Annotated in this window: 12 protein-coding genes; 8 read left to right on the top strand and 4 right to left on the bottom strand. The window is 72.2% G+C overall.

Annotated elements, in window-relative coordinates; genetic code table 11:
- The first annotated feature begins 93 nt into the window (after positions 1–93).
- Both M1D46_RS06305 and M1D46_RS06300 read left to right on the top strand, forming a co-directional pair.
- Positions 94–1,299: a lipopolysaccharide biosynthesis protein gene (locus tag M1D46_RS06305; protein WP_456284748.1), complete on the top strand. Its 1,206-nt coding sequence runs from the start codon at positions 94–96 to the stop codon at positions 1,297–1,299.
- Positions 1,299–2,309 (top strand): glycosyltransferase family 2 protein, encoded by a 1,011-nt coding sequence (locus M1D46_RS06300; RefSeq protein ID WP_456286968.1) that lies wholly within the window; start codon positions 1,299–1,301, stop codon positions 2,307–2,309. The genes M1D46_RS06305 and M1D46_RS06300 overlap by 1 nt, the downstream gene beginning before the upstream one ends.
- Before the next feature lie 444 nt (positions 2,310–2,753).
- Here M1D46_RS06300 and M1D46_RS06295 read toward each other — a convergent pair whose 3' ends face one another.
- Entirely contained in the window at positions 2,754–3,599 is an 846-nt protein-coding gene (locus M1D46_RS06295; protein ID WP_456286967.1) for an NmrA family NAD(P)-binding protein, read from the bottom strand.
- 196 nt (positions 3,600–3,795) lie between these two features.
- Between M1D46_RS06295 and M1D46_RS06290 the strand changes: the two genes are divergently transcribed.
- Positions 3,796–4,686 (top strand): LysR family transcriptional regulator, encoded by an 891-nt coding sequence (locus tag M1D46_RS06290; RefSeq protein WP_456286966.1) that lies wholly within the window; start codon positions 3,796–3,798, stop codon positions 4,684–4,686.
- A 431-nt stretch (positions 4,687–5,117) separates the two neighbouring features.
- On the opposite strand, the gene M1D46_RS06285 is transcribed toward M1D46_RS06290, so the two are convergent.
- The 3 genes from M1D46_RS06285 to M1D46_RS06275 all read right to left on the bottom strand — a co-directional run bounded on the left by M1D46_RS06285 (position 5,118) and on the right by M1D46_RS06275 (position 8,760).
- Entirely contained in the window at positions 5,118–6,149 is a 1,032-nt protein-coding gene (locus M1D46_RS06285; protein WP_456286965.1) for a hypothetical protein, read from the bottom strand.
- Entirely contained in the window at positions 6,146–7,585 is a 1,440-nt protein-coding gene (locus M1D46_RS06280; RefSeq protein WP_456286964.1) for an O-antigen ligase family protein, read from the bottom strand. Before M1D46_RS06280 ends, M1D46_RS06285 begins: the two co-directional genes overlap by 4 nt.
- A gap of 155 nt (positions 7,586–7,740) precedes the next feature.
- Entirely contained in the window at positions 7,741–8,760 is a 1,020-nt protein-coding gene (locus M1D46_RS06275; RefSeq protein ID WP_456284742.1) for a LacI family DNA-binding transcriptional regulator, read from the bottom strand.
- A gap of 192 nt (positions 8,761–8,952) precedes the next feature.
- Here M1D46_RS06275 and M1D46_RS06270 point away from each other — a divergent pair, with 192 nt between their 5' ends.
- From M1D46_RS06270 to M1D46_RS06250, 5 genes are read left to right on the top strand one after another with little or no spacing between them, the layout of a single operon-like run.
- A complete protein-coding gene (locus M1D46_RS06270) occupies positions 8,953–10,266 on the top strand; it encodes an ABC transporter substrate-binding protein (protein ID WP_456284741.1) in 1,314 nt (437 codons plus the stop codon).
- A gap of 55 nt (positions 10,267–10,321) precedes the next feature.
- Complete coding sequence (locus tag M1D46_RS06265; protein ID WP_456284740.1) at positions 10,322–11,236, top strand: carbohydrate ABC transporter permease; 915 nt, start codon at positions 10,322–10,324, stop codon at positions 11,234–11,236.
- Positions 11,233–12,063, top strand: coding sequence for a carbohydrate ABC transporter permease (locus tag M1D46_RS06260; RefSeq protein WP_456284739.1), 831 nt, complete (start codon positions 11,233–11,235; stop codon positions 12,061–12,063). Before M1D46_RS06265 ends, M1D46_RS06260 begins: the two co-directional genes overlap by 4 nt.
- Positions 12,060–13,928, top strand: coding sequence for an alpha-L-rhamnosidase-related protein (locus M1D46_RS06255; RefSeq protein ID WP_456284738.1), 1,869 nt, complete (start codon positions 12,060–12,062; stop codon positions 13,926–13,928). Before M1D46_RS06260 ends, M1D46_RS06255 begins: the two co-directional genes overlap by 4 nt.
- Positions 13,925–16,498, top strand: a complete 2,574-nt coding sequence (locus M1D46_RS06250; protein ID WP_456284737.1) for a glycoside hydrolase family 78 protein — start codon at positions 13,925–13,927, stop codon at positions 16,496–16,498. The genes M1D46_RS06255 and M1D46_RS06250 overlap by 4 nt, the downstream gene beginning before the upstream one ends.
- Positions 16,499–16,570 lie beyond the last annotated feature (72 nt).

Below are 16,570 nucleotides of genomic sequence, written 5' to 3'. Positions count from 1 at the left end.
GCGAGGAGCGCCCGCAACCTCCCCGGACGTTGAGCGAGGAGCGCCAGCGACGAGACGAAACGCCGCAACCCGACCTCGCAACCGGGACGCCTGATGGCCCTTGCACGACGGCTCCTGAGCTTCTCGACGATCCCGGCGGCGTCGGCGCTCATCCCGTTCCTCGTCCTGCCGGTCCTCGCGTACAACGCGGGAGCGGGCCCGTGGGTCGCCGTCGCCGTCGGCCAGTCCGTCGGCGGGTTCTTCGCGCTCGCCGTGAGCCTCGGCCTCAATGTCGTCGGGCCCACGCTCGTGAGCCTCGCGCCCGAGGCCGAGCGCCCCGAGCTCTTCGCGACCGGGACGCGCGCTCGCCTCGCGGTCGCCCTCCCCGGGGCGCTCGTCGCGGCGGTGATCGCAGCGGTGCTTGCTCCCGGTGCCGACGCCCCGATCGCGGCGACCATGGCGGTCGCGATCACGCTCGGCGGGCTGTCGTCGGCGTGGTTCCTCATCGGGCTCGGGCGGCCGCTGCCGCTCATCCTGTTCGAACTGCTCCCCCGGGCCGCCGCGACCGCACTGGGCGGCGCGATCATCCTCGTCGGCGGCCCTGTGCTCTGGTACCCGGCGCTCCTGCTGCTCGCGATCGCGGGAGGCGTCGCCGCATATGCCGCGACCGTGATGAAGCCCGCCGCCCTCGTGCGCGGCGACTGGCGGGGATCGCTCGCCTTCGCCCGTCGACACCTCGCGGCGGCGGCGACGGAGACGGTGAGCGGCGCGTACACGACGCTCGCCGTGTCGCTCGTCACGGCCGGGACGACAACCGCGCAGGCCGCCGCCTACGTCTCCGGCGACAAGCTGTTCCGGATGGGCCAGACGGTCGTGGGCGCGCAGGGCAACGCCCTGCAGGGCTGGGTCGTCGAGGAGGATCGCGCGCACTTCGGCGCCCGCGCGCGCAAGGCCCTGCTCCTGCACGCGGTGCTCGGCGTGCTCGGGTTCGCGGCCTTCGCGCTCATCGGGCCGTGGCTGACCGGCATCCTCTTCCGCGGGAAGGAGATGGACGCGGCCACCGCCATCCTCTTCGGCGCAGCGATCCTCTGCATCTCGCTCACGACATCCCTCGGGCGGCATGTGCTCGTGCCGCTCGGGCGCACCCGCGCGATCTTCGTGAGCGTCGTGGCAGGTGCGGTCGTCGGCGTGCCGCTGACGCTCGCGCTGTCGGCGCTGTGGGGGTCGGTCGGCGGCGCGACGGGCCTCGCCTCCGCCGAGGTCGTCGTGCTCCTCGTGCAGGTGGGGTACGTGCTCGCGGCGCGGAAGGCGAGGGTGTGATGCGGGTTCTCGTGGTCGTCCTGAACTGGAACGGCATCGACGACACCGAGGAGTGCCTCGACGCCCTCGCGGCGCAGACGCGTCCGGCCGACGTGCTCGTCGTCGACAACGGCTCCTCCCCCGACGACGTGCGGCGTCTTCGCGCGCGAGCCGCGAGCGGGGCCATCCGCCTCCGCCTGGAGCCCGAGAACCTGGGATTCGCGGGCGGCGTGAACGTCGGCATCCGCCTCGCGCAGCACGACGGCTACGACGCGGTCGCGCTGCTGAACAACGACGCGCTCCCCGAGCCCGACTGGCTCGAGGCACTCGTCGCGGCACTCGAGGCCGACGCGGACGCGGCGATCGCGACCGGGCTGCTCCTCCGGCGCTCCGACGACCCCGCGATCGCGGGCACGATCGACACCGCCGGCGACGGCCTGAGCGTCTGGGGCATGCCGTTCCCCCGCGGGCGATCGGATGGCCGCGCGGACGCCCCCGGGAAGGGGCGCGTATTCTCCGCGAGCGGCGGTGCGTCGCTCTATCGCACGGCGCTCTTCGATGAGATCGGCCTGTTCGACGAGACGTTCTTCGCGTACTTCGAGGACATCGACATCGGGTTCCGCGCGCGGCTCGCGGGCCACGAGATCGTGTACGAGCCGGCGGCTGTCGCCCATCATCGGATCGGCGCGACGAGCGGACGCATCCCCGGCTTCACCGTGCGGCAGACGTTCAAGAACCTCCCCGTCCTCCTCGTGAAGGACGTGCCCGCCGGCCTCCGTCACGTCATCTGGCCGAGGTTCGCCCTGCTCTTCGCGATGATGCTCGGCAAGACCTTCGCGACCGGGTCGGGAGCGCATGCCCTGCGCGGAATCGGCGGGGCCATCCGCCTGCTGCCGCACGCGCTGCGGGAGCGTCACCGGATCCAGCGCGCCCGCATCGCGACCGCAGCGGACATCGACGCGCTCCTGCTGCACGACCTTCCTCCTGAGCAGCACGGGATGCGGAAGCTGCTGCGCGTCTTCCGGCGCTGAGGCCGGGCCGGGGGCGCCGGGTCCGGGGCGCGTGTGGTTCGGACCGGGCCGGGGCGGTCAACAGCGTCACCGGAATCGGAGTCGGGGGACAGATGTGCGCGTGTCGCACGACACCAGGCCACACCAGCCCCACCGATCCGAATCGGGTGACGGGTGGGCCGGCGCCGGCGGCGGCGTCACCGGAATCGGACTCGTGAGACAGATGTGCGCGTGCCACACGACACCAGGCCACACCAGCCCCACCGATCCGAATCGGGTGACGGCAGCGACGGCGACGGCGACGGCGACGGCGACGGCGACACCGGAATCGGAGTCGTGGGGCAGAAGTGCGCGTGTCGCACGACACCAGGCAACACCGGCCCCACCGATCCGAATCCAGTGACGGATGGGCCGCGCCCGCCACCCGCGCCCGCCACCCGCGCCCGCCATCCTGCCCGGCCCCGGCTACCCCGCGAGCTCGTCCTGCAGCGTCTGCGGCGCGCGACCGAGCGCTTCCGCCAGCGCCGGATGCAACGCCGCGAACTCCCCGGCGTGCGCGGCGGCGAACATCTCGACGAGCATGCCCGCGAGGAAGGCGTGAACGCCCGCGGCGAGGAGCCCCGAACGGAACTCCTCCGGCGAGACGACCGTGTGGCGGATGGCCTTCCCCGTCGCGCGCGACGCGACGTCGGCCACGGCCGCCATGTCGAGGGCTTCGCCGCCCGTGAGCGGAGGTGTCGCGCCGGTGCCGAGGCCGGTCGTGAGCGCGACGGCCGCGGCGTCGGCGAGGTCGGCGTGCGTGGTCCAGGAGACGGGGCCGTCGACGGGAGTCCGCAGCTCCCCCGTCGCCATCGCCCCGGTCAGCAGGATCGGCACGGTCGAGGCATAGAACCCGTTGCGCAGCGAGGTGTACGACAGGCCCGACTCGTCCAGGGCGGCCTCGGTCGCGTGGTGATCCCGCATCGGAGAGAACAGCGAGTCGGCGCGCGACGCCATGTGGCTCGTGTAGACCAGGTGCTCGACGCCCGCACCGCGCGCGGCGTCGATCGCGCGGCGGTGGAGCTCGACCGTATCCGGGCCGTTTCCGCGCGCCGAGACGAGAAGCACGCGCCGCGCTCCCTCGAAGGCGTCGATGAGCGACGCGCTGTCGGCGTAGTCCGCGCGGCGCACGCGGACCCCGCGCTCGGCAAGGCCCGCGGCCGCGGCTGGATTGCGGACGGCGACGCCCACCTCCTGCGCCCCCACGCGGTCGATGAGACGCTCGACAACCGCGCTGCCGAGCTTGCCCGTGGCGCCTGTGACGATGATCATCCGTGCTGTGCTCCTCGTGTTCGCGCGCCGGCGCACGGCCGACGCGGTGGATGGCCCGAGTTCCGGGCGTCTCCACCCTCGCGCCGCGCCCGTCGCGGTGGAAGGATCGGGTCGGTCACGGGTATTGCCCCAGGAGTCATACCGGCACGCGATCGCGGTCGGGATGGTCGAGGATGGTCGCAGAAGAGGAGGCGCGATGCTCGAGTCTCGATCGCTCCGCTACTTCGTCGCGGTGGCGGAGGAGCTGAACTTCACGCGTGCCGCCGCGCGCCTGCGCATGTCGACGCCGCCGCTGTCGCGCGCCATCCGAGCCCTCGAGCGCGAGCTCGGCGTCACCCTGTTCGAGCGGAGCACGCACGCCGTGTCGCTTACGCCGTCGGGCGTCGTCCTGCTCGAGCACGCTCGCACGGCCCTCGATGCGCTGCACGCCGCGGCACGCCGGGCGCAGCGTGCGGCGGTCGCGCCGCGCGGGGTCGTGCTCGCGATGAAGGCCGACAACGACGGCGGATTCCTCGATGCTCTGCTCCGGCGCCTCGCCGAAGACGAGCCCGACCTCGAGGTCTCGGTGCGCCTGTGCGCGTGGGGCGAGGAGCCCGTCCTGCTGCGGCGCGGGGAGGCGGATGTCGCACTCATCCGCGGAGCGTTCGACCGCACGGGTCTGGATGCCGACCGCCTGAGCGAGGAGGAGACCGTCGCCGCCGTGCGCGTCGACCATCCGCTCGCGGGAGCGCCCCTCGCCGGATCGGGCACGACCCTCGCTGCACTCGCGCTCCCGATCTCGGGTCCTGACGACGAGGTCGGCTTCCACGCGTACCAGAGCGCCCTCGTTCGCGACCACGACATCCGCGACCTGCCCCAGCTGCTCGCGCTCGTCGAGCTCGACGGCATCGTCGCGCTGCTTCCCGCGCATGTGGCGGAGCGGTACCCGCGCCCGGGTGTCGCGTATCTGACGGTGGCCGACGCTCCGACGACGGAGCTGTCGATCGTGTGGCCGCAGGACTCGCGGTCGCGCGCCGTCGCGGCGCTCGTGCGGGCAGCGGAGCAGGTCGCGGACGTCCCGGTCCCGGCCCGGGCTTCGGCCCGCTGAGGCCGTCCGCGGCCGCCGGCGGCCTCAGCCGAGGAGGCAGCGACGGGCCGGCACGTCAGGCCGAGTGACACAGCCGTCGAGGGCGCGACAGGGACACCACGTCGGGCCGAATGACGTCACCGGATTCGGAGCCTTGGGGCAGAAGTGCGCGTGTCGCACGCCACCGGGCCACACCAGCCCCACCGATCCGAATCGGGGAACGGCACCGACGTCACGGGAATCGGAGTCGTGGGGCGGATGTGCGCGTGTCGCACGACACCAGGCCACAGCGGCCCCACCGATCCGAACCGGGATACGGATGGGCGGTGTGGGAAGTCAGGTGACGGACGCGGGGCACGGATGGCCGGTACGGCAGGGCCGGGCCCGGTGACGGACGGCCCGTGACGGACGCGGGACACGGACGGCGGGCGACCCGGTGACGGATGCCGCCCCTACACCCCCGCGGCGCCGTCGCGGCCGAACTCGCCTCGGATGAACGCCGCCTCGACCTCGCGGTCGAACACCTCGCGCTCACGGCGGATGGCTGCACGGTACGGCTCCTGCGCGGCCAGTGCGGCGGCCGGGTCGGCGAGCACGCACTCGATGGCGGTGTGCGCCGCCGCGACGACGTCGGGGGCGACGTCGACCTTGTGCTCCCACGGCAGCGGCACGTCGACGTCGTTGGCCCCCGCGCCGCGGCGCGCGACGAGCACGATCGAGCCCATCGCGGCGGCTTCGCGGGGCATCCGGTCCTTGCCGGGGTGCGTGCCGAGGTCGAGGTAGATGAGGGATGTCCGCAGCGCGTCGGCGACTTCGTCGCGCGTCATCCCGCGCAGCGGCAGGAGCTCGATGCCCGGCCAGCGCCGCGAGAACTCGCGCATGAGCGCGGCCGACTTCGCGGGGTTGTAGGTGATGCGCGGCGCGCGCCCCTCGACGGCGACCGTCTCGGGGAAGTCCAGGGGCGTGTAGTCGGAGAGGATGGTCCCCACCCGGCCGAGGTGCGCGAAGACGTGGTTCCACGCGTAGTGCGACTGCACGAGGTGGCCCGCGCGGGCGAGCACGGCGTCCTCCCCCGTCGTGATGCCGCGCAGGGCGCGCTTGAGGTGGCGGGCCCAGATGAGCGGCGGGCGCGACATCGGCGTGCGCTCGAGCGGGAGCGTCGACTTCTGGGCCCGCTCGATGACGAAGCGCGGCGCGTAGTCGATCGAGAGCCACCACACGAACGGCTGCGCATGCGCGAGGCCCCGCAGCAGGAGGGCCTGCGTCTCGGGGACGACGACGGCGTTGCCCGGCGCATCGACGACCGCGGGCGCCTCGGGGGCGTCGTAGTGCGCGTAGCGCTCCGCGCGAGGCGCCTCCTCGGTGCCCGGCACCGGGACGAGGAACGCGTCCTGCCCCTGGCGACGGAGCGAGTCGACGAGCTGGTGCAGCGCCTCGGGCCCGCCTGTGGCGAGCCCGCGCGGGTAGTAGACGTAGGTGGTCATGCGGCCTGACTGACGGAGGCGGATGGGATGCGACCATCCTGCCGCGTCCCCAGCCGCGTCGAGAACGCGACCGCCGTGATCGCGGCGAAGAACGGCACGAGGTGGTTGTCGCCGAGGAACGTCGTCGTGTCGAGCATGCCGTGCGCGAGCACCCACGAGACGCCGACGAACACGACGAGCAGCTCGACGGACCCGCGCGAGACGAGCTTGTCGTGGCGCGCGGCGCCGATGCGACGGAGCACGGCGATGATCGGGAGCAGCGACAGCGCGATCGTCAGGAGCAACGCGATGATGCCGGCGTCGGCCCACGCCTGAGCGAAGAGGTTGTGCGGCGGGAAGAGCTGCAGGCCGCGGCCGGGGAAGGCCATCCGCCACTCCTCCGCGATCGTGAGCCGCCAGTTGCCGAAGCCGAGCCCCGTGAACCAGTTCTCGGGGAACCTCTGGAAGACGACGCCCCACAGCCGCCGCCGCTCGTCGAGCGTGCGCACGACCTCGTCGAGCAGGCGCGGTCGCATCGCGGTGACGACGGCGACGGCGCCCGCGGCCAGCCCTGCGCCGGCGACCGCGACGACGACCGTGAGGATGGGCTTGCGCACGGCGACGAGGGCGAGCACGCCGAGCATCGGCAGGATGACGATGGCGACGAGGGGGGTCTTCGATCCGGTCCCGAGGGAGGCGTCGAGCGAGATGGCCGCGACCGCGAGGAACAGCCAGAAGCGAGCGCGGCCCGGGCGCTGCAGGGCCGCCCACACGTACAGGCACGCGACCACCGCGAGGAAGAGCGACGCGGTGTTCGCGTTCAGGAAGAGGCCGCCGGCCTTGAAGATGTCGTTGACGTTCTCGGTGCTGCCGTGCGCGATCATCTCGACGCCCGGCTCGGTGAACACGCGCGCGATCGGCGACGTGAGATACGCCTTCTCGAGATCGGGCGCGAGGCGGAAGAGCGTGACGAGCCACGCCTCGATGAGGATGAGCGGCGACACGATCGCGAGTGCCTCGATGAGTCCCTGCGGAGACGAGCGGATGGTCGCGCGCGCGAGGAGCGCGGTGGCGATCAGCGCGAGGGTGAGCAGGACGCCGTAGGCGGCCGAGCCGACCTTGTCGGCCCAGAGCACCGAGATCGCCTGCCACACGGCGAGCGCGCCGAGCAGCCCGATCCAGACGTGGGCGTTGCCGCGCCAGAAGCGCCAGATCGCGCCGGGGAGGAGGGCCGCCGTCGCGATGAGCCCGAGGGACGTGAAGCCGAACGGCCCGAAGAACTGCAGCGTGCCGAGCGCGAAGGCGCCCGCGAGCAGCGTCCGCGCCGGCAGCCGGAACGACAGCAGCACGATGACGCCGGCCCCGAGCAGGGCGGCCGCGAGGACGAGGACGATCTCGAGCGGCGTGCGGGAGCCGAGGAACGACGGCTCGGCCAGGACGATCACGATCTGCTCCACACGTCGACGGCACGGTATGGAGGTCTTGCGTCCCCCGCCATCCAGGTTAGCGCTCTCACTTCCGAGCCCTGGGAGGCGGTGCCCGGGCGATAGTCCCCACCCCGGCCCGGCGGGCGCGCTAGGCCGCAAGTCGCGCGCGGCCAGCTCCCCGGCCGCTAGTCGCGCGGCGGGCGCGTCGAGCCGCGGACGACGAGACGTGTCTCGCTCACAGCGTGCGCGGGCTCGGTGCGTCCGCCGATGCGCTCGAGCAGCAGGGCCACCGCCGTGCGCCCCATGCCGACGCCGTCCTGGTCGATGGTCGTGAGGTCCACCCCGGGATGCCCCGCGAGGTCGATGCCGTCGTATCCCACGATGGAGACGTCGTCGGGTGTGAGCCCGGCGTCGGCGAGCGCCCGCTGCGCATCGAGCGCGAGCGAATCGTTGCCGGCGAAGATCGCGGTCGGCGGCTCCGGTTCGGCCAGGAGCGCGCGCACGACGTCGTAGGCATCTCCCCCGGCCTCGCCGCTCCGCGCCACGCGGATGGCGTGCGCAAGGCCGGCCTCTCGCATGATCCGCTCGTAGGCCCCGATGCGGCGACCGTGCGGCGAGCGGTCGCCGGAGTCCGCGGTGGTGATCGTCACGTGCGCGATCCTGCGGTGCCCGAGATCGATGAGGTGGCGCAGGACGAGCTCGGTGCCGAGGTCGTCGTCGCCCGTGACGGTGTCATAGAGCGCCGACTCGTCGTGGCGTCCGATCATGACGAGCGGCGTCATCGGCGCGATCCGCTCCAGCCATGCCTGCTCGATCTGCGGTCCGATCGCGACGAGGCCGTCGACCTGGCGGTCCACCAGCGCGTCGATGGGCCCGCGCTCGGATGCGCCCGGCGGGGTGGGCGCGACGATCAGCTGGTAGCGCGACCCCTCCATGGCGTCGGTCGCTCCCGTGAGGATCTTCGCGAGGAACGGGTTCGTGAGCGCGGGCAGCTCGAACCCGATCGTGTGCGTCGAGCCGCGCAGCGCGCGAGCCCCCACACGCGGGCGGTAGCCGAGCTGCTCGATCGCATTCTCCACGCGCTCGCGCATGGCGGGGCTCACGCCGTAGGCGTTGCGGATGACCTTCGACACGGCCGCGCGGGACACTCCGGCGAGGTCGGCGACATCCTGGATGGTCGCCTGCCCCACGCTCGCCTGCGTCATCGCCACGTCTCCCCTTCGACCCGCGGTCGCCCGCTTCGGCCTCATGGTAACAGCCGGATCTCGATTTCGTAGATCGCTCTACGAGTTTGTGTAGATCGATTGACAACCGCGCTTTCAGCTCCCTAGCCTGCTCATGCCGCGCAAGGTCGAGCGGCGCACAGACGAAGACGTTTCGCACCAGGAGGTTCCCTGATGTCCCCTCACACCCAGCGCAGGCTCCTCGCCGCGGCGGCTGCCGCCGGCGGCGCGGCGCTCGTCCTCACCGGATGCTCCGGCGGGGCGTCCGACGACGGCTCCGAGATCTCGATCCTCATCGACAATGCCGAGACCTCGGTCACCACGATGGAGGCCCTGGTCGAGGCCTTCGAGGCCGAGCACCCCGACATCCAGGTCGAGATCGAGACCCGCCCGCAGGGCACGGAGGGCGACAACGTCGTCAAGACGCGCCTGTCGACGGGCGAGATGACCGATCTGTTCGCCTACAACACGGGCTCGCTCCTGCAGGCGCTCAACCCCGACCAGCAGCTCGTCGACCTCGGCGACGAGCCGTGGGTGTCGAAGCTCCAGGACAGCTTCGTGCCCGTCGTCTCGACCGAGGAGGGCTTCTACGGCGCTCCGCTCGGGCAGACGTCGTCCGGCGCGATCATGTACAACAAGCGGGTCTACGAGGAGCTCGGGCTCGAGATCCCGCAGACCTGGGACGAGTTCGTCGCGAACGCCGAGAAGGTCAAGGCCGAGGCGTCCGACGTCGCGCCGATCATCCAGTCCTACGGCGAGACGTGGACGTCGCAGCTGTTCGTGCTCGGCGACTTCGCCAACGTCATGAAGGCCGACCCGGAGTGGGCCGAGAAGTACACGGCGAACGAGGCCAAGTACGTCGACGAGCCCGCGTTCACCGGGTTCCGCCACCTGCAGGAGCTGAACGAGGCCGGCCTCTTCAACGAGGACTACGCGTCGGCGACCTACGACGAGGCCGTGGGCATGCTCGCGAACGGAGAGGGCGCGCACTACCCGATCCTGTCGTGGGCCATCCAGAACCTCGCGGCCAACTACCCCGACGCCGTCGACGACATCGGCCTCTTCGCGATCCCCGGCGAGTCCGCCGAGGACAACACCTTGACGGTGTGGCAGCCGGGCGCCGTGTACGTGCCGTCGTCGACGGAGGGCGCGCGGCTCGAGTCGGCGAAGGTCTTCCTCGAGTGGCTCACGACGCCGGAGAGCTGCGACGTGCAGGTCGAGGCGACCGGCGTTCCGTACGGCCCGTTCGTGGTGGAGGGCTGCGAGCTCGGTGACGACGTTCCACCGATCGTCACCGACGAGATCGCCTACTTCGACGAGGGGCGCGTGCAGAACGCGCTCGAGTTCCTCTCCCCGATCAAGGGCCCGTCGCTCGAGCAGATCACCGTCGCCGTGGGCTCGGGCATCACCTCCGCCGAGGAGGGTGCGCAGCAGTACGACGACGACGTCCGCAAGCAGGCCCAGCAGCTCGGCCTCGAGGGCTGGTGACCTCCGAGAGGGGCGGCTCCGGCCGCCCCTCTCCCGACATGCCTTGGAGCACCCCATGACCGCACTCGCCGCCGAGCCGACGCGCGTCGCGCAGGCGCCCGCCCGCCCCGTCCGGCGCCGGAGCATGTACCCCTCGTGGTTCTTCCTGCCCGCCGGCGTCTTCTACGTCATCCTCTTCCTCATCCCGACGGTGGCGTCGTTCTACTTCGCGCTCACCCGCTGGACCCTCTTCGATTCGGAGTTCATCGGCTTCGAGAACTTCGTCGAGTTCTTCAAGGACCCGGCTCTCAGCACGGGCTTCGTGAACACCTTCGTCTTCGCTGCCGTGACGAGCGGGCTCAAGGTCGTCCTCGGGATGGCTCTCGGCCTCCTCCTGAGCTCGCAGATCATCGGCCGCGGGTTCCTGCGCAGCGTCGTGTTCTTCCCCGTGCTCGTGTCGACGATCGGCGTCGGCATCACGTTCAAGGTGCTCCTCGATCCGTTCGACGGCCTCGTGAACCGCGTCATCGAGGCGCTCGGCGCGACCGGGCCCGGATGGCTCACCGATCCGGCGCTCGCGCTGCTCTCGGTCGCGCTCGTGGACGTCTGGAAGGGCGTCGGCCTCGCCGCCCTCATCTACATCGCCGGCATCGTGGCCATCCCCCAGGAGTACAGCGAGGCGGCGCGCGTCGACGGGGCGAACGCCTGGAACCACTTCCGGCACATCACCCTTCCGCTCCTGCGCCCCGCGACCGTGACGGTCATCCTGCTGTCGCTCATCGGCGGTCTGCGGTCGTTCGACCTCATCTGGGCGATGACGAAGGGCGGGCCAGGGTTCACGAGCGACGTCATCGCGTCAGTCATCTACAAGCAGTACCAGGCCGGCTTCTTCGGGCTCTCGACCGCCGGCAACGTCATCCTCTTCCTCGTGGTCGCGGCGATCATCTTCCCGCTGTCGGCCTGGCTCAACCGCAAGGAGACCGAGCTGTGAGAACCCGACTCTGGCGATACGGCGGCGGGGCCGCCGCCATCGCGCTCGCGATCGTCGTCTTCATCGTGCCGTTCGCGTTCATCGTGCTGACGGCATCGAAGACGCAGCAGGAGGCATCTCTGCTCGGCTTCACGCTCCCGACGCAGTGGGCGTTCTTCGAGAACCTCATGACCGTCCTCGAGAACCGCGACTTCCTGCTCGTGCGCGCCTTCGTGAACAGCATCGTGCTGACCGTGGTCTCGGTGACGATCATGGTGGTGCTGTCGGCCATGGTCGGTTACGTGCTTCAGCGCCGGTCGTCGCGGTGGAATCGCGTCGTCAACGCGCTCGTCCTGTCGGGGCTCATCATCCCGCCGGCCGTGGTCCCGACCATCTGGGTGCTGCAGACTCTCGGCCTCTTCAAGACGCTCCCCGGCCTCGTCTTCGTGCACGTCGCGTTCGGGCTGTCGTTCTGCGTGCTGCTGTTCCGCGCGTTCGTCGCCACAATCCCCAAGGAGCTCGACGAGGCGGCCATCATCGACGGCGCGAGCCCGCTGCGCCTGTTCTTCGGGATCATCCTGCCGCTGCTGAAGCCGGTCGTCATGACCGTGGTCGTCGTGCAGTCGGTGTTCGTGTTCAACGACTTCACCTACGCGCTGTACTTCCTGCCCGGCGACGAGAACGCGACCGTGCAGCTGACGCTGTTCAACTTCTCGTCGCAGGCGGTGAGCAACTGGAACCTCCTCTTCATGGACGTCCTGCTCATCACCCTCCCGCCGCTGGTCATGTACATCTTCTTCAACCGCCAGATCGTCGCTGGCATGACCTCGGGCGCGGTGAAGGGGTGACGCCGGACGACATCCGCCGCCTCTCGCGCGCCGCGAGCCCCGACCCCTTCCCGCTGCAGCTGCCCACCCGCGGCGAGCGCACCTGGCTCTACACCCCCGGCGCCTACGCGCGCGGCGTGCTGAACCGGCTCGTCGCCGAGAGCCGGGCGAGTGCGCGGTTCGTGCACTACGACGACAACCAGCGGCCCGCGGCATCGCGCGTGCGGTTCCGCGCCGACGACGGCGAGGTCGTCGAGTGCGTCGCGACGGAGGGCGAGCCCGCCGCGCTCTGCGATGACGGGCGCGGATGGCGCGTCGAGGCGGATGGCGCATGGGTCGCGCCGGACATCCGCCCCGGGCGCGACCGCCCGCCGCACCTCGACCCCGGGCCCTCGTTCGCGCTCGAGCCGATCGCGCTCGGCGCGGGCCTGCACGACGCGGGCGCGACGGTGCTCGCGCGCCCGGTGATCGCGAGCGGCATGCGCCCCGCCATCCGAGTCGGGGAGTCCCTCGCGGAGGTCGAGGCGGATGGCGACCAGGAGGCGATCGTCGAGATCGTGCGGCGCGCCGACGGCGCGTGGACGACGCAGGGCCGCCTGGGCTTCCGCTACCTGCGCGTCGACGACCCGGCCGCAGAGGTGCACCTCGAAGCGTTCGCGCATCCGGTCGAGCGCGGCGGCGCGTTCGCCTGCTCCGACGAGGACCTCACCCGCATGTGGGCGGTCGCGGCGTACACGACGCGCGCGAGCCTGCAGGGCCTCGCCGTCGACGGACTCAAGCGCGACCGCGTGCCGTGGGCGGGCGATCAGGCGCTCGCCCTGCTCGCGAACGCCTACGCGATCGGCGACGGCGGCATCGCGTTCGACAGCCTCGACGCGCTCGGGGCCCCCGATGGCGGGTACGTCAACGGGCTCGCCGACTACTCACTGTGGTGGGTCGTCGCGCAGGGCCTACACATGACCCACTTCGGCGACAGCGTCTCGGCGCGCCGCAGGGCCGACGCGGTCGCGCGGATGCTCGACACGCTCGCGTGCGACGTCGACAGCGACGGGGTGTTCCGCCCAGGGCAGCCGTCGGGCTTCCCGGCCGGCCCCGTGCTCATCGACTGGGGCGTCGACACGACTCCCGGCCGCGATCTCGCCGCGCTCCAGGTGCTCTTCGCCTGGGCCGCGCGCACGGGAGCCGACCTGCTCGCGCGCGGCGGCCATCCCGACGCTGCGCGATGGCGCGAAGTCGCCGTGCGCGCCGAGCGCGTGCTGCGCGAGCGTGCGTGGGATGAGCGCGGATTCTGGCGCGAGCACCTCGACGCCGACAGCGGGCCATCCGCGTATCCGAACCTTCTCGCGATCCTCGCCGGCCTCGGCGTCTCCGACGGCGTGGTGGATGCCGTGCGAGACGGGCGGGTCCGCACGCCGTACATGACCGGGTTCGCGGCCGCCGCGCTCGTGACGGGCGGATGCCGCGACGACGCGCTCGCGCTGCTGCGTCGACGCTGGCAGCCCATGCTCGACGCGGGGGCGACGACGTTCTGGGAGGAGTTCGCCGAGCCCGGGCACTCGCCGTACGAGATGTACGGACGCCCGTTCGGCAAGAGCCTCTGTCACGCGTGGGGCGCGGCGCCCGCCGCCCTCCTGCCGTGGGCCGTGCTGGGCATCGAGCCGCGCGCGGCCGGATGGCGCGAGGTCGCGGTCGCCCCGGCGCTCGGAGACCTCACCTGGGCGGCCGCGGTCGTCCCGACACCGCACGGCGATCTGACCGTGCACGCCGAGGGCGACGTCGTCATGGTCGACGTGCCCACCGGCATCCGCATCACGGGGCTGGGCGACGACGTCGTCGGCCCGACGCGCGTCGAGAGGCGCGCCGCATCCACGAGGGGGACAACATGACGACACAGGTCGCATCCGTGCGCTTCGAGCACCGGGACGAGGCGCTCGGCATCGGCGAGGCGCGCCCGCGCCTGTCGTGGCAGACGACCGCGTCGGCCGGATGGGCGCAGCGCGCCTACGAGGTCGAGGTCGCGCGGGGCGGCGAGAGCCGTCGGTTCGCGGTGGAGTCGGCGGAGTCCGTGCTCGTGCCGTGGCCCGATGACCCGCTCTCCTCGCGCGAGGAGGCGGTCGTGCGCATCCGCGTGGCCGGCGACGACGGTGCGTGGTCGGGGTGGTCGGAGCCCGCGGTCGTCGAGGCGGGCCTGCTCGACCCGCTCGACTGGATCGGTGCGGGCGTGCAGGCTCCCTGGGACGACCCGGCCGGCGGCGAGCGCCGCCCTCCCCTCTTCCGGCGCCGGTTCACCCTGTCGTCGGGCGTCCGCCGTGCGCGGCTCTACGCGACGGCGCACGGCGTGTACGAGCTCGAGGTCAACGGCCGCCGCGTCGGCGCCGACGAGCTGAACCCCGGATGGACCGTCTATCCCGCACGCCTGCGCTATCACGCCTACGACGTGACCGATCTGCTGCACGCGGGCGAGAACGCGGTCGGCGCGTGGATGGGCGACGGATGGTGGCGCGGGCGCCTCGGGTTCGACGGCGGGCAGGCGGATCTCTACGGCGCCGACCTCGCGCTGCTCGCGCAGCTCGAGGTCGAGCTCGACGACGGCTCGCGCGTGACGATCTCGACCGACGCGGAGTGGCGCGCGCACCGCTCGCCGATCCTGCGCAGCAGTCTCTACCTCGGCGAGACCTTCGACGCGCGGGAGGTGCCGCACGGATGGAGCGATCCGGGGTTCGACGACGCCGCGTGGCAGCCCGTGCGCGCTGCGCACGTCGCCCACGGCACGCTCGTCGCCCCCGAGGGGCCTCCCGTGCGGTGCACGGAGGAGCTCTCTCCGGTCTCGATCGAGCGGCGAGCGGATGGCCGCATCGTCATCGACTTCGGGCAGAACTTCGCGGGGCGCCTGCGCGTGCGCGCGAGCTCGGGCGTCGGGCCCGAGCTGACCATCCGCCATGCCGAGGTGCTGCAGGACGACGCGCTCTACACGCGCACCCTGCGCGGCGCGACCTCGGAAGACCGCTACCTCGGCTCGGACGGCTCGATCGACTGGGAGCCGCGCTTCACGATCCACGGCTTCCGCTACGCCGAGATCGCGGGCTTCGACGGGCGTCTCGACGACCTCACGGTGACGGGGCGCGTGCTGCACACCGCGATGCGCCGGACGGGGTGGCTCGAGACATCTGATCCCTCCCTCGACCGGCTGCACGACAACGTGCTGTGGAGTCTGCGGTCGAACTTCGTCGACATCCCGACGGACTGCCCGCAGCGCGACGAGCGGCTGGGGTGGACGGGAGACATCCAGGTCTTCGCGGCGACGGCGACCTATCTCTACGACTGCGCCGGATTCCTGTCGAGCTGGCTGCGCGACCTCGAGGTCGAGCAGCGCCGGGTGGGGACCGTGCCGGTGTACGTGCCCTTCATCCCCGGCGGCTTCTGGTGGACCCCCGGGCGTCCGATCGCCGCGTGGGGCGATGCCGCTGCGCTCACCCCGTGGGATCTGTGGCGGCGCTACGCGGACCGCGAGCTCGTCCTGCGGCAGCTGGAGAGCGCTCGCGCCTGGGTCGACCAGGTGGCCGGTCGCGCGGGCGCGACGCGCCTGTGGAACGCCGACCGGCAGCTGGGCGACTGGCTCGATCCCACGGCTCCGCCCGAGGATCCCGCGGCCGCGCAGACCGACCCCGCGCTCGTCGCGACGGCGTTCTTCGCGCACTCCGCCCGCCGTGTGGGCGAGCTCGCCGCGGCCGTCGGGCACGGCGCCGTCGCCGAGCAGTACGCGAGCCTCGCCGCGGAGGTGCGCGCCGCCATCCGCGGGCAGTGGTTCGATGCCGACGGGCGCCTCGCCCACCCGACGCAGACCGGCTACGCGCTCGCGATCGCTTTCGAGCTGCTCGACGAGCGGATGGCCCGGGTCGCCGGAGCGGAGCTCGCGCGCCTCGTGCGCGAGGGCGGCTTCCGCGTGGGCGCCGGCTTCGCGGGGGTCAACCTCGTGGCTGATGCGCTCACCGCCACCGGCCATGCCGACGACGCGTTCGCGATGCTCACGGAGCGGAGCACCCCGTCGTGGCTCTCGATGGTCGACAAGGGCGCGACGACGATCTGGGAACGGTGGGACAGCCTGCTCGACGACGGCACGGTGAACCCGGGCGAGATGACCTCGTTCAATCACTACGCGCTCGGCTCGATCGCCGACTGGATGCACCGCGAAATCGGCGGCATCGCGACGACCTCGCCGGGCAGCCGCACGGTGCGGATCGCTCCGCGCCCGGGCGGCGGTCTGACGTGGGCGCGGGCGCGGCACGCGTCGCCCTACGGCGAGATCGCCGTGGCGTGGTCGATCGACGGCGGCCGCTTCGGGCTCGAGGTGACGATTCCCGTCGGTGTGACGGCCGAGGTCGTGCTGCCGTCAGGCGCGTCGTCGACGGTGGCGCACGGCACGCATCGGTTCGAGGAGGCTGGCCTCGGTCGTTGAGCGAGCGAAGCGAGACGAAACGCCCGGTCGTCAAGCGATGCTTCGGCTCGCTCCGCTCGCTCAGCACTGGTC

It is taken from the genome of Microbacterium sp. JZ70, assembly GCF_053903225.1.
The sequence above is the reverse complement of the archived record's forward strand: the minus strand, read 5'-3'. Positions and strand labels throughout refer to the sequence as shown.

Coding starts and splice junctions, on each gene's coding strand:
- M1D46_RS06270 (WP_456284741.1), top strand. CDS start 8,953: ATGTCCCCTCACACCCAGCGCAGGCTCCTCGCCGCGGCGGCTGCCGCC.
- M1D46_RS06265 (WP_456284740.1), top strand. CDS start 10,322: ATGACCGCACTCGCCGCCGAGCCGACGCGCGTCGCGCAGGCGCCCGCC.
- M1D46_RS06285 (WP_456286965.1), bottom strand. CDS start 6,149: ATGACCACCTACGTCTACTACCCGCGCGGGCTCGCCACAGGCGGGCCC.
- M1D46_RS06275 (WP_456284742.1), bottom strand. CDS start 8,760: ATGACGCAGGCGAGCGTGGGGCAGGCGACCATCCAGGATGTCGCCGAC.
- M1D46_RS06250 (WP_456284737.1), top strand. CDS start 13,925: ATGACGACACAGGTCGCATCCGTGCGCTTCGAGCACCGGGACGAGGCG.
- M1D46_RS06305 (WP_456284748.1), top strand. CDS start 94: ATGGCCCTTGCACGACGGCTCCTGAGCTTCTCGACGATCCCGGCGGCG.
- M1D46_RS06300 (WP_456286968.1), top strand. CDS start 1,299: ATGCGGGTTCTCGTGGTCGTCCTGAACTGGAACGGCATCGACGACACC.
- M1D46_RS06290 (WP_456286966.1), top strand. CDS start 3,796: ATGCTCGAGTCTCGATCGCTCCGCTACTTCGTCGCGGTGGCGGAGGAG.
- M1D46_RS06295 (WP_456286967.1), bottom strand. CDS start 3,599: ATGATCATCGTCACAGGCGCCACGGGCAAGCTCGGCAGCGCGGTTGTC.